14 protein-coding genes and 1 pseudogene are annotated in these 12,275 nt (G+C 60.3%); 6 read left to right on the top strand and 9 right to left on the bottom strand.

What is annotated here, in order from left to right:
* From DCC24_RS12400 to DCC24_RS10455, 5 genes and pseudogenes are all read right to left on the bottom strand, one after another.
* A partial coding sequence (locus DCC24_RS12400; protein ID WP_158524663.1) for a helix-turn-helix domain-containing protein occupies nucleotides 1-565 on the bottom strand: 565 nt, incomplete at its 3' end.
* Nucleotides 566-695: 130 nt separating this feature from the next.
* Nucleotides 696-1,235 (bottom strand): annotated as a pseudogene (locus DCC24_RS12395) (IS3 family transposase); the annotation flags it as partial.
* A 14-nt stretch (nucleotides 1,236-1,249) separates the two neighbouring features.
* On the bottom strand, nucleotides 1,250-1,570 hold the full coding sequence (locus tag DCC24_RS10465) for a transposase (RefSeq protein WP_110099858.1): 321 nt from the start codon (nucleotides 1,568-1,570) through the stop codon (nucleotides 1,250-1,252).
* Between the two features lie 12 nt (nucleotides 1,571-1,582).
* On the bottom strand, nucleotides 1,583-2,689 hold the full coding sequence (locus DCC24_RS10460) for a hypothetical protein (protein ID WP_110099857.1): 1,107 nt from the start codon (nucleotides 2,687-2,689) through the stop codon (nucleotides 1,583-1,585).
* Nucleotides 2,680-2,871 (bottom strand): hypothetical protein, encoded by a 192-nt coding sequence (locus DCC24_RS10455; RefSeq protein ID WP_110099856.1) that lies wholly within the window; start codon nucleotides 2,869-2,871, stop codon nucleotides 2,680-2,682. The genes DCC24_RS10460 and DCC24_RS10455 overlap by 10 nt, the downstream gene beginning before the upstream one ends.
* A 140-nt stretch (nucleotides 2,872-3,011) precedes the next feature.
* Here DCC24_RS10455 and DCC24_RS10450 point away from each other — a divergent pair, with 140 nt between their 5' ends.
* Genes DCC24_RS10450 through DCC24_RS10440 form a run of 3 tightly spaced genes read left to right on the top strand, consistent with a single transcriptional unit; the run spans nucleotide 3,012 to nucleotide 7,065 of the window.
* Nucleotides 3,012-4,115: an ABC transporter permease gene (locus DCC24_RS10450; protein WP_110099855.1), complete on the top strand. Its 1,104-nt coding sequence runs from the start codon at nucleotides 3,012-3,014 to the stop codon at nucleotides 4,113-4,115.
* A gap of 55 nt (nucleotides 4,116-4,170) precedes the next feature.
* Nucleotides 4,171-4,950, top strand: a complete 780-nt coding sequence (locus tag DCC24_RS10445) for an ABC transporter ATP-binding protein (RefSeq protein ID WP_110099854.1) — start codon at nucleotides 4,171-4,173, stop codon at nucleotides 4,948-4,950.
* 45 nt (nucleotides 4,951-4,995) lie between these two features.
* Complete coding sequence (locus DCC24_RS10440) at nucleotides 4,996-7,065, top strand: acetoacetate--CoA ligase (RefSeq protein ID WP_110099853.1); 2,070 nt, start codon at nucleotides 4,996-4,998, stop codon at nucleotides 7,063-7,065.
* A gap of 6 nt (nucleotides 7,066-7,071) precedes the next feature.
* On the opposite strand, the gene DCC24_RS10435 is transcribed toward DCC24_RS10440, so the two are convergent.
* From DCC24_RS10435 to DCC24_RS10425, 3 genes are all read right to left on the bottom strand, one after another.
* Nucleotides 7,072-8,016 carry an aldo/keto reductase gene (locus DCC24_RS10435; protein ID WP_110099852.1) on the bottom strand — a complete coding sequence of 315 codons (945 nt, stop codon included), beginning with the start codon at nucleotides 8,014-8,016 and terminating at the stop codon, nucleotides 7,072-7,074.
* Nucleotides 8,017-8,107: 91 nt separating this feature from the next.
* Nucleotides 8,108-8,704: an energy-coupling factor transporter transmembrane protein EcfT gene (locus DCC24_RS10430; protein ID WP_110099851.1), complete on the bottom strand. Its 597-nt coding sequence runs from the start codon at nucleotides 8,702-8,704 to the stop codon at nucleotides 8,108-8,110.
* Nucleotides 8,701-9,447, bottom strand: a complete 747-nt coding sequence (locus DCC24_RS10425; protein ID WP_110099850.1) for an energy-coupling factor ABC transporter ATP-binding protein — start codon at nucleotides 9,445-9,447, stop codon at nucleotides 8,701-8,703. The genes DCC24_RS10430 and DCC24_RS10425 overlap by 4 nt, the downstream gene beginning before the upstream one ends.
* Nucleotides 9,448-9,462: 15 nt before the next feature.
* On the opposite strand from DCC24_RS10425, the gene DCC24_RS10420 reads away from it, so the two are divergent.
* Nucleotides 9,463-10,113 (top strand): TetR/AcrR family transcriptional regulator, encoded by a 651-nt coding sequence (locus DCC24_RS10420; RefSeq protein WP_110099849.1) that lies wholly within the window; start codon nucleotides 9,463-9,465, stop codon nucleotides 10,111-10,113.
* Here the strand turns inward: DCC24_RS10420 and DCC24_RS10415 are convergent.
* Nucleotides 10,015-10,647 carry a biotin transporter BioY gene (locus DCC24_RS10415; protein WP_110099848.1) on the bottom strand — a complete coding sequence of 211 codons (633 nt, stop codon included), beginning with the start codon at nucleotides 10,645-10,647 and terminating at the stop codon, nucleotides 10,015-10,017. The two genes, DCC24_RS10420 and DCC24_RS10415, sit on opposite strands and share 99 nt — an antisense overlap.
* 236 nt (nucleotides 10,648-10,883) lie before the next feature.
* Between DCC24_RS10415 and DCC24_RS10410 the strand changes: the two genes are divergently transcribed.
* Nucleotides 10,884-11,417 carry an SRPBCC family protein gene (locus tag DCC24_RS10410; RefSeq protein WP_110099847.1) on the top strand — a complete coding sequence of 178 codons (534 nt, stop codon included), beginning with the start codon at nucleotides 10,884-10,886 and terminating at the stop codon, nucleotides 11,415-11,417.
* 2 nt (nucleotides 11,418-11,419) lie between these two features.
* Nucleotides 11,420-12,253 (top strand): DedA family protein, encoded by an 834-nt coding sequence (locus tag DCC24_RS10405; protein WP_199446271.1) that lies wholly within the window; start codon nucleotides 11,420-11,422, stop codon nucleotides 12,251-12,253.
* Nucleotides 12,254-12,275: the final 22 nt, after the last annotated feature.

Raw genomic sequence — 12,275 nt, 5'->3', positions numbered from 1 at the left:
GCGTGACCGGCCCTTCCACCGGCGTCCCGTCCGGGCCAGTGACCTTCCCAGAGAGTCTGTCCTGGACATAGTCGCGAAGCCGCAGGTTGGCCACCAGCTTCGCGGTCTTGGGTCGTTTCGCGGCCTCCTGGGCTTTCCATTGGGCCACCGTGGCGCGATACTCCAGCTTCCCGCTGCGGGTAGCAGCGTTGCGGCGCAACTCCCGACTGATCGTGCCCGGATCCCGCCCAAGGGTACGCGCGATCGACCGGACACCGCGTCCCTGAGCACGCAAGATCGCGATCTCCTCTCGCTCCTCGAAACTGAGATAACGACCAGTTGGCTCCGTCAACGTCAGCGGTGGCATACCGCCAGCGTGACGGAACCACCGCGGTCCGACCGGCACCGACACCCCCACCGCCAGCGCTGCCTCCGCTGTCATGACCCCGGCCGCGATCAGGCGCCAGAATTGTCGCTGCACCGCCCTCGATGGCTGCGGTCTGCCCGGAGAACGCATTGCTGGCCGCAACGCCCGGTCCGCGCGCCACTGCCGCCGCATCCCCTCCGGGACCTCGCTGATCTTCATGCTCCAGTCCTTGGTCACCATCCTTGAACACCTTTCTCACCTCAAGGTGTTGCGACGACCAGTTGAATCCGCCCTGCGAGCCACGGTCGCTGTGATGGACTAACCCATCCAGGGCTTGGTCCTTAGCACTGAGCAGCGCGTGCTCTAACGCTTCCAAGGGCAGCGCATCAGTACGCATCGTCGTGCGGGTCGACCAGCCCACGATCTTACGACTGAAGGCATCCGTGACAAACGCGGTGTAGCAAAACCCGCTGGTGGTGCGCACATAGGTTATATCCGCGACCCACAGCCGGTTGGGTGCTGTGACGCCAAAGTCCCGGTTGACCAAATCTGGCCGCTGATCCGGGACCTTCGCAGCGATGGTGGTGTGGGGTTTTCGTCCTCGCACCACACCGCTGAGTCCCGCCAGGCGCATCAGCCGAGCCACTTGGTCACGGCCCACGTCCCAGCCAGCACGTCTCATGGCATGCCACATTTTGCGCACCCCATAGACCCCATAATTGGCTTGGTGCAGCTCTTTGACCACTGGGATCAGGGCTGCATCCCGACGCGAACGATCACTGGCAGGACGGGCTTTCGCCGCCCGATAGCCACCTGAGGTGATGAACCCACGGTCTGTCGCACCCAAAACACGACAGATGGACTCGACTCCGAAACGATCCCTGAACATGTCAATGTAAGCAATCATCTCGTCGTGGGGCGGTCGAGTTCCGCTGCGAAAAAAGCTGACGCCGTCTTGAGGATCTCATTGGCCCAGCACAGCTCCGCGTTCTCCCGCTTCAGCTTCCGGATTTGCGCTTGGGCATCCGTGGACACCCCTGACTTCTGACCGGTATCCACTTCAGCTTGTTCCACCCAACGACGCAACGTCTCTGTCGCGATACTGAGCTTGGGCGCGGTTTCACGAATCACCACATACCGGCTCGGCGCGTCTTCATCTTCGAGCCGATCAAACACCATGCGCGTGGCACGATCTTTAAACGACTGCGGGTATTTGGTTGGCATAGTTCTATCCTCTCATTTTAGGACGGAACAAAACCCAGGACGGTTCAAACTGTTCACACACTTCTGATGGACTTGCTTGGGGATGCTCACAAGGTTATTGCGGTTATGCACCCAGCGAGGATCCCATTTCCGTTTCGTAATGTTGGACTGCTCGACAATATGATGCCACTGATTGTTTTTCGGAGTAGAACCTGCAATGTCCTTTTTGAATGCAGATAAGGTCCGGTATCCACCTTTTGTTGTGGCTCTGACTCCGGCCCTAATCGTCTGTGTCGCCAGGGCTCTTGCGCCAGAGCGAAGGGCGATCGGAAGTAATGCGCGTGCGACTGCCAGCAATCCAACGGCTACCAAAGGAATTGGATCAGAAACTACGGGGAACTGCGCGCCTGTTGTATCTACTACCTGCGTAATCGTGTTGTCTTCGATTTCGTAGTGAGTTGGCAGCCTCGTACCATCAGCATCCACTGACCAGGCGGTCTGATAAGCACCGACTACTTCCCAGCCTTCTACTACTTCGAAGTCGCCTGCCAATTCTTCCTCGGTAGCAACGTCTTCGCTACCAACCTGAGTTTCTGAGTCGAACGCCTGGTGGCCCTCAGTAGCAATCTCTTCGCCGTCAACCCAATCGGTTCCTTCTGCGTCTTCGTTATCCTCAGGAAGGACGTCCGCCAAACTCACCGGTTCATTTTCCACAGCAGTCGGAGTTGGAGCAAGAACAAAAACAGTGCCCTGGTCGCTCTGCTCGAGAACTGCACCATCCGGAAGATCAATTTCATATGAATACCGGTGTTCGGAGGTATCACTATAGTCTTCATCTGCGACCGTAAGAATTCGAGCTAAGCCCTCATCTCCTGCTTCAACGATCACGTCGAGTCCAGGAATGACATCCGCGAAAACTGCGGTTCCGTCATCACTCACGAGACCTTCTGCAGCCCCGGAGGGAAGTGAAATATTAGGGTAAGCATCCCCCAGAAGAACTTCACCACCCTCCACTGCAACCCCTGATTCAGCGAGAAGAACCCCTTCGCTGACTTCAATAAAAGGTGCTGTCTCGGAAAGCTCAGCGCCTACAGCATCAGCAGTAGACAGTGCTAACTGAGAGGATTCAGCTACATCCACTTGAACGTCATCTGCATCCCAGAGCTCAGCGTTTCGCAGAGCACGGCTCGGATCGTGGCGAAGACCAGCAGAAACGCAAACATCACGTGCAACACCACCCGCAACCAGCGCATCACCGACTCCACCGGAGCCGGATGGCCGGTGGTCAGATGCGCTACGGGCTCGGGTGTCGCAACGGTCACGTGTTGTCAGCGTAGTCGGGTTTCTCACCGAGTGCATCAACCAAAAGGTTGAGCCAGGTTCCAACCGGTTAGCCGATGTGTCTGCTCTTCCTCACGCGAAGACTAGAAGGCATAGCTGGTGAGTCAACGAAAGGAACCCCATGTTTCTTGCTGTTCGTGAAATATTCCATGCCAAAGGCAGGTTCAGCCTGATCACCGCAGTGATCGCGATGATGACCCTGTTGCTGATTATGCTGACCGGGCTCACCGCCGGACTCGGCGCCCAGAACACCTCCGCGTTGCAGGCCCTGGACGCCGACCGGGTGGTGTTCTCCGCAGAACAAAACCCAGACGGCTCTACCGCCGACCCCAGCTTCGCCAATTCCCAGATCACCGCCAGCCAGGCCGAGGACTGGGCCGAGACCAGCGGTGTAGATCAGGTCGCCGGTCTGGGCGCCAGCCAAACCACGATGGAGACCGACTCCACCTCCTCGATCGCCCTACTGTCTCTGCCGGAGGGAACCGCGATCCCCTCAGGGGAAACCGTTCGGCCCGGCACCGCTCTGGTGTCCCAGTCGGTGGCGGATGACCATGAGTTGCGCGTAGGCGAGACCATCACGGTCGGCTCTGGACAGGTCGAGGTCGCTGGTATCAGCGAGGATGAGTACTACTCACACTCCCCAGTGGTCTGGACCGACACCGACACCTGGGCGGCCGCCACCCATCAGCACGCTGATGCCGAGACCGTTGTGGGCACCGTGCTGTTGGTCCAGGGCACCGAGCCTGACGAGGCCGATGGCCTGTGGTCCACCACCGCCGAAAACACCGATACCCTGGCAGTGACCACCCAGGAATCTTTCTCCGCACTTCCGGCCCACCAATCCGAACAGGGTTCGCTGGTGAGCATGCAGGGCTTCCTCTACGTGATTTCTGCTCTGGTCATCGTCTCCTTTCTGACCGTCTGGACCTTGCAACGCACCCGCGAGCTCTCGGTGCTTCGCGCCCTGGGAGCCTCCGGGAGCTATCTGTTCAAAGATGCCCTGGGCCAAGCCGGCATCATTTTGGCCGTCGGCGTCATCATTGGCACCCTGGCCGGTGGCGGACTCGGCGCCCTAGCAGCCGGTGTCCTACCGTTCGAACTCACCTGGCTGACCCTATTCGGCCCGATGGTCGGTATCTGGGCGCTGGGCATGATCGGCGGACTGATCGCCACCCGCAAGGTCGCCACCGTCAACCCACTCGAAGCCCTGGGCACCGCAGCCTAGCCACCAGCCACCGACCCCAACCAGGCTTCTGCCCTCTCTGCACACAGGAGACACCATGACTGCATCGACACTGACGACACCAACCCTGCAACTGAACCAGATCACCCAGATCTTCCCCGACGGAGACTCCGAAATCACCGCCCTGGACCACGTCGACCTCACCGCCTACCCCGGTGACGTCACCGGACTGCTGGGAGAATCCGGATCTGGTAAGTCCACGTTGCTGTCCATCGCCGCCGGATTGATCGCCCCCACCAGCGGCGAGGTGATCATCGCCGGCGACGACATCTCCTCCGCCTCAGCGTCGGAACGGGCCCGGGTACGACTGAATCACATTGGTTTCATTTTCCAGCAACCGAATTTATTGAGCTCGCTGACCGTGATGGACCAGTTACTGATCACCGAGCACCTGCGCGGTGTGCGCGGTCGGGCCCTGCACGCCCGTCGGTCTCGGGCCGAACAGCTATTGGAACGGGTTGGTCTGCCCGGCTACGGGTCCCGCAACACCTCCCAGCTCTCCGGCGGTCAGAAACAGCGTGTCAATATCGCCCGGGCACTGATGGGTGAGCCCGAGGTGCTCCTGGCCGATGAGCCCACCTCGGCCCTGGACCACGAGCTGTCCACCCGGATCATGACGTTGCTGTCCGAACTGACCCGCGAGTTGAATCTCGCCTCGGTGATTATTACCCACGACCGGTCGATGCTTGCGGTAATGGACCGCACCGTGGTGCTACAGGACGGTGTGCTCTACGAACAGCACGAGGACCACCCCGCCACCCCACAACTGGCTTACGCCTCACCGGAGGTGTGTTGTGTTTTGTCTCACAGGCGGTAATCTAAGGGGCGAACACTCCGTCGGCATCGGAAGGAACCCCAGGCTATGGCATCAACCGCTGAGACCACACACCCGGTATTGTGGCAGCCCACCGCTGAACACACCGCCCATCATCCGATGACCCGTTTTGCTCGGCGGATCGAGGACAAATATGGGGTGACTCTGGCAAACTACGCGGACTTGCACCGGTGGTCGGTGGATCACCTGGCCGACTTCTGGCGCGAAGTCTGGGACTTCTCCGATGTGATCGCCTCGGCCGGCTCCGAGACGGTTTACGAGGGCGAGGAGATGCAGCACACGCGCTGGTTCCCGGATGCTCGTCTGAACTTCGCCGAAAACATGCTCCGCCATGTTGCCACGCACCCCGAGGCCGAAGCCATCATCGGTGAACACGAGCTCAGCGGCACCGAAACACTCACCTGGCAACAATTCCACGACCAGGTTGCTGCACTGGCCCACTATCTGCGTGCAGTCGGGGTACAACCCGGGGACGCGGTCTCGGCGGTACTACCGAATCTGCCACAGACCATAGTGGCCATGCTGGCCACGGCCTCGGTGGGTGCCATCTGGTCAGTGGTCAATACGGACTTCTCCGCCCACGGTGTGGCCGACCGTTTCGCGCAGATTGAGCCGAAGGTGCTGATCACCGCCGAAGGGTTCGAGTTCAACGGCACCTACCGCGATCTGCGCCCGACCATTCCCGCCTTGCTCGAGGTGCTTCCTACCGTGGAACATCACCTGCTGATTGACCGCTACTGCGCCGATGAGCACCTCACCGCTGCCGGGGTGGAGCTGGGCGACGAGTTACCCGATCTGGGCTCAATCACCTCCACCCGGTACTCCCAGGTCATTGCTGAAACCCACGAGGCGGTATACGAGCAAGTACCCTTTGGCCACCCGCTGTGGGTGCTCTATTCGTCCGGCACCACCGGCAAGCCCAAAGGCATCGTTCACTCGCACGGCGGAATGACCATCGAGTTCTACAAGCTCGGTGGCATCCACGCCGGGTTGGGACCCGATGATCGCAGCTATTACGCGGTGGCCACCACCTGGATGGTGTGGAACCTGTTGCTGGCGATGCTAATGTCCGGGGCAACCATCATCACCTACGACGGCTCCCCCACCGCCGGCGGACCCGCCAAAACCTTCGAGATCCTGGCCAAACACCGCGTCACGTTCTTCGGCACCGGCGCCGCCCTGCTCTCACTGGCCGAACGTGCCGGGATCTTCCCCAACCGTCAGATGGATCTCTCCAGCATCAAGACCATGATGGTCACCGGCTCCCCGTTGCCCGACACCACCTGGGAATGGGTGTATCAGGCGATTAATCCCGACCTGCGACTGGGTTCGGACTCAGGTGGCACCGATATGTGCTCGGCCTTTGTCGGCACTAACCCGTATCGGCCGGTACGTCGCGGTGTGTTGATGGGTGCCTATCTGGGGGTTGATGCCCGCGTCGTCAATCCCCAAGGCCAGCGCGTCTTTGACGAGGTCGGCGAACTCGTCGTCGCCCAGCCCATGCCGTCCATGCCCATCTACTTCTGGAACGACCCGGATGGCCAACGCTATCACTCCGCCTATTTCGACGTCTTCGATGGCCTGTGGCGTCACGGGGACTGGGCCACCGAACTCTCCGGGGGCGAAACACTCAGCGCAACCGGCGAGACTGCTGGCAACGGCTTCATCATTCACGGCCGGTCTGACTCCACCATCAACCGTGGTGGCATCCGGATGGGCTCGGCTGACATCACCCAGGTGGTCGACGGGGTTGACGGCGTCGCAGCATCCATGGTGATCGGTGCCGAGCTGTCCGGTGGCGACTACTATATGCCACTATTTGTGGTGCCCATCCCGGGCACCTCTGTGACCGAGGAGCTCAAACAGGATATCGTCACGGCCATTCGCACCCGGATTTCTCCGCGCTATGTCCCGGACGAGATCATCGAAGCCCCGGCAGTACCCACCACCAAGACCGGCAAGCTCTTGGAGGTTCCGGTGAAACGACTCTTCCAAGGTGCTTCACCCGATACCGTCAATAAGGCCACCGCCAGCGATGCCGACACCCTGGAGTGGTACATCAAGAAAGCTGAGGACTTCGTCGCTCAGCGTCAGTGACGGTGATCAGGCGAAGATCTCGGAGGCCTCAGTCAGCAACCGGACTTCTTCGTCGCTGAGTTGTAGCGTGGTGGCTTCCAGCAAGGCCGGGAGCTGTTCGACCGTGCGGGCTGAGGCAATCGGGGCCGTGACTCCACGGGCCAACAGCCACGCCAGCGCTACGGAGGCCGGTTGGACCTGGTGGTGCTGCGCAACCTCGACGAGCTGGTCCACCACACGCAGACCGTCAGCGTTGAAGTACTCGGAGACGTGGTTCTTTCGTTCGGTCTCTAAGTCAGCCTCGGTGCGATACTTCCCGGTCAAGAACCCTGCTGCCAAACCGAAGTAGGGGAACACCGCGAGATTATTCTCTTCGGCCACGGCCCGGTAGGTGTTTTCATAGTCGGCACGACGAACCAGGTTGTAGTGCGGTTGGATCGCCACCGGCAACGCCAAATTCTCCTTTCGGGCCACGCGGAACCACTCCCGCATCCGATCGGGCGAATAATTCGACAGACCGATATAGCGAATGTGCCCGGCGGTGACGAGCTCGTCAAAGGCCCGAGCTTGATCGGCAATCGGCACCTCAGTGTTGTCGAAGTGCCCGTAGTACAGATCGATGTAGTCAGTCTGGAGACGGCGTAGGGACTCCTTCACCTGCGACTGAAGATAGTCCAAGGTCTGTGGTGCCTGCGGAAAATCGCGGACTTTGGTGGCCACCACAACGCGGTCACGAGGCTGGCGAGCCAGCCAGGACCCAATCACGGCCTCGGATTCACCTCCCACAGCATTCGGCGCCCAATGGGGGTAGGTGTCGGCGGTGTCTAAAAAGTTACCCCCGGCATCACAGTAGGCGTCCAAGATCCGGTGGGCGGTGGGTTCATCTGCGGTCCAGCCGAACGTATTAGTCCCCAGGTTCAGTGGAAAAACGTCCAAGTCTGTCTGGGGGATCGTGACACGTTGTTGTGTCATCTCCGAGCCATCCTTTCTCTACCGGGGTACTGCTTTTCTCATCACAACACAACAGCGGGGGTGGATTCCAGGACCTCGTTGAGCAGACGGGTTAGTCCAGGCCACGGGCGGTGAGCGCATCCCCCAGATCATCGGCGTGTTTCAAGCTCAGGACCAAAACGGGCACCACCCACGACCACGGCGCGATGCGCACACCCCGGGCGCGTTGGGCTTCTCTGACCTGGTTGATGACCGCCGAGAGGGTTCCCACCGAGTTGAGCATCAGCCCCAGCGCCAACCCAATCTTCTCCGGATTCGCCCCGAACCGGCGCAGGGGCCCGAAGAGTTTTTCGGTCGTGGCCACAATGCCCGAAATCTCGGTGGTGCGGGTCAGCACCTGGGCGAGCAGGATGATCGAGATGAGTCGTGCGGTATTGGTGGCAGCTTGGACGGGGTCCAGAAAGATCAGCTGGGTGACCACCAGAAAGACCAGCAGAAAAGAGAGTCGCAACAGGTCGGTCACCAGCAATCGCAGCGGAAGTTGAGCCACCAGATACCCCAGAATCGGCAGGAGCACGAAAACTACGGCCGCCGGATAGGAGGGTGGAATCAGAAACAACACCAGAGCAGTCAGGGCCAGCACGAGCAGTTTCAGCCCGGCCGGGGCTCGGTGTACCAGCGAGTTTCCGGGGATATAGAGCGAAATCATATTCGTTCCTGGTCGATCTCGGAATGAATAAAGTCCAGGTAGTTTTCCACCACCGTACGGGGGTGACCGTGTTCGCGCAGACGCCCCTGATGGATCCACAAGCAGTCGTCGCAGGCGGTGGCAAAGTCCAGGTCGTGGGTGACCAACACCAGCTGGGTTTCTCTCGGCAGGTGCAATAGTCTGCGTCGGACTAACAAGGCGTGGCGGGTGTCCAGCATCGAGGTCGGCTCATCGGCGATCACCAGCTGTGGCTCGGTAATCAGTACCGAGCACAGCGCCAAGCGTTGCAGTTGTCCCGACGACAGAGACAGGCACGGCCGATCGGCCAGCTCGGTGAGGTGATGCGCTTCCATGGCCGCCTGCACGCGGACGGTCATCTCGTCTTTGGACAGCCCGGAGCCACGCAATGAGAGCGCGATGTCTTCTTCCACCGTGGGCATGACCACCTGAGCGGCTGCCTGCGGGAAGATCATCCCGATCCTGCCACGCAACCCCGGAGCCATTTTTGCTTTCCCAGGCCCCTGGGAGACCAGGTGTCCATTCACCGTGGCGGCACCGGAGGTATACCCCAGCAGGCCGGCCAGCACGCGGGCCAGGGTGGATTTACCCGAACCGTTCTCGCCAATAATGGCGATTCGAGGTGCGTCGAGTTCGGCGGTGATATCGGTCAGAAGTTGTGCTTGGCCGGAGGATTCACCGGGTGCATCAACCCTGACGCACAACTGATCGAAGGCAATCGTCATCGTTATGATATTCCCATGGTCTCTCGGAAAACATCGGTCCCTATCGTGGTGGACGATCTCATCCGGTGCGGACTGGAGATCCTGCGCACCCACGGGCTAGCCGATGTCTCGATGCGCCGGGTGGCCACCACGCTGGGGGTGCGGCCCTCGGCATTGTACTGGCATGTCAAAGATAAACAGTCGTTGCTGGCACTGATGGCCGATGAGATTTTGGCTGGCATGAAGATTCGTAACACCGATTCATTGAGCCACCGCGCCCTGACGCTGTACCAGGGATTGCTCGCCACCCGCGATGCCGCAGAACTCGTCAGCTCGGTGATTGCACTGGGAACCGGAGGCAACCGGCTTCGGCGTAGCTTACGCCAGGCCAGAGAAATGGACCAGGAACCAGACCCCGAGTTGCTGACCGACACGCTGGTGTCACTGATCTTAGGTGCGGCCGTGGTCTCCCAACAGCGATTGCAGGCCGAACAACTGGGCGTCACCACCGCGGACACGGTGCCGGAGCGGAACCAGATGCGCAGTGATTTTGCCCAGATGCTCAAGGTGGTTATTCCCTCCTCGGCCTCAGGCGCGGAAGGCCTTCGGGTAGGCGCGCCACAGCCCCATGGTGATCAGCACGGTCAGCACCACCTTGGTGAGGTCACCGGGCAAGAAGACCAGTGAGGTATAGGCGGTCTCCAGCATGCTCAGCCCGGTCATCAACGCCTGCCCCGGGATACCAAAAGCATAAATCACCAAAATACCGCCGACGATGCTGCCCAGTGCCACTTTCCACCAGGTAATGCGCAACCCGGTACGCCATGAGCTCGCGCCGTGGACGATCAGGCCGATGACGACAACACCGGCCAACCAGCCGATCAAGTAGCCCACCGTCGGGGTGGCGAACACGCCGATACCACCACGACCACCAGCCAGCAGGGGCAGTCCCAGTGTTACGGCCAGTTCCAGCAGCGCCACCGCACCGAGTCCGCGCCAGGGTCCCAGCACGGAACCGGCCAGCATCACCCCCAAGGTTTGTAGCGTAATGGGCACACCGCCGGCAATATTGATGCTGCCAACGAGTCCGAAGGCTCCGATGAGCGCGGCAAACACCGCTATTTGTGCCAGCGCGCGGGCCGAGACACCGCCTCGAAAGCGAGAGGTTCTCGCCTCGTGTTGAGGTGTGCGCGCATCGTCAGGGGTGGTGGTTTCAGCCATGATGTGAATTCTTCCAACGGTCGATGAGAAATCATCCGCAGGCGGGACACCTGAGGGTTTAAAACACCGTTCACTGAACAGCGTTCAATACATGGTAGACCCGCAAGCCCCACCTGCGAAAATCCGGGGCAGTATTACTGCGGATCGGGCTGCGAGATCTGGCTGTGGATACGGCACCGGATCGGCATTTTCGCGTACAGTATGACACGCAACCATCATCCGAAAGGTGCCCTGTGATGAACGATTCCTCATCCCGTCCGATCAACCCCGACACCGGGCTGCCACAAACCGCACCCCAGGCTGGGTGGCCAACGGCGGTCGACGCTGGCCCGAAGGTCATCTCCTACCGCGTCAACGTCAAGGCCAGCCCGGAGGAACTCTGGGAGATTCTGGCCGACCCCCACCGCCACCACGAGATCGACGGCTCTGACACGGTCAAGCCCAAAGTCTCCGGACCGCACCGGCTGACGATCGGCGATACGTTTAAAGTCGCCATGCACAAGTTCGGCATCGACTACACCATGAAGTTGACCACAGTAGCCGCAATCCCGGGAGAGATTGTGGAATGGAAACACCCCGCTGGCCACACCTGGCGCTGGGAACTTGCCGCCGATGCGCACCACCCTGGCTACACCACGGTCACCGAATCTTTCGACTATTCCTCGGTGCCGTTCTTGGTGGCGATGGCCTACTACTTCTCGAATACCGTGGCATTCAACGCCCAGGGTATCCAGGCATCGTTGACTCGACTGGCAGGACGCTATCTCTGATCATGACCACTTCGTATCCCGATCCGCACTCCGACGCCTGGCAACCGGGCGAAACCGAGCCGGGGGCAGAATATCGGCGCGATCCGCACCCGCAACAAAAGACCGCCGAAGAAGATCTCAACCTCCCCGAGTTCTTGGCCCACCCCACCAAAGTGGATATCTTCCTGCTGATCATGCTGTTCGCCATGGCCGTGTGGGGCATTGCTCTCATCCCGTTCCGTGCCTGGCTGTTGACCGAGCCGGTGGCCTACACGTTATTGGTGGGTGGCTACACCTCGTCGGTGATTGGTGGCGCCCACGCCTCAGTCGGTGAAGGGCCCTGGTGGATGTACTGGTTATTCACTCTGGTCGGGGCACTAAAGTTTGTCCCCTTCTACTACTGGATGGGTAAACGGTGGGGCATGGATTTCATCGACATGTCGGTGAAGTACACGCCCTGGCTGAAGAAAATGGCCCACCGGGCGATGACGTCCACGAAGGCCAAAGGGATCACCGGCGCACTGGTGCCCCTGTGCTATACCCCCGGACCAGTGCCGAGCAATATCATCAACGCGTTGCTGGGGTTATTGCGGGTCTCAGCTGGATTGATGATCGTACTTAACGCGGTCAGTGTGCTAGCAATCAATGGGCTGTTTATCTGGTTGGGCTACACCTTCGGAGATCAGGTGCTGGCCGTGGTTGAGGTCGTCAACCGCTATCTGCTGTGGATTACGCTGGCGCTGATTGTGGTGGCGATCTTCCAGGCTCGTCGTACCATGAAACGCAATGCGGCCCTGAACGCCGACACGAACCAGGACGAACCTGGGAAAGCCAACGCGCAGGACCGCAACGTCTAAGAACCAGATCAGGGCCACATCC

Origin of the sequence: Auritidibacter sp. NML100628 (genome assembly GCF_003185985.1) — a bacterium.
Taxonomy (GTDB): Bacteria; Actinomycetota; Actinomycetes; order Actinomycetales; family Micrococcaceae; genus Auritidibacter; species Auritidibacter ignavus.
Note: the sequence above shows the minus strand (reverse complement) of the source record. Positions and strands in the feature narration are given on the sequence as shown.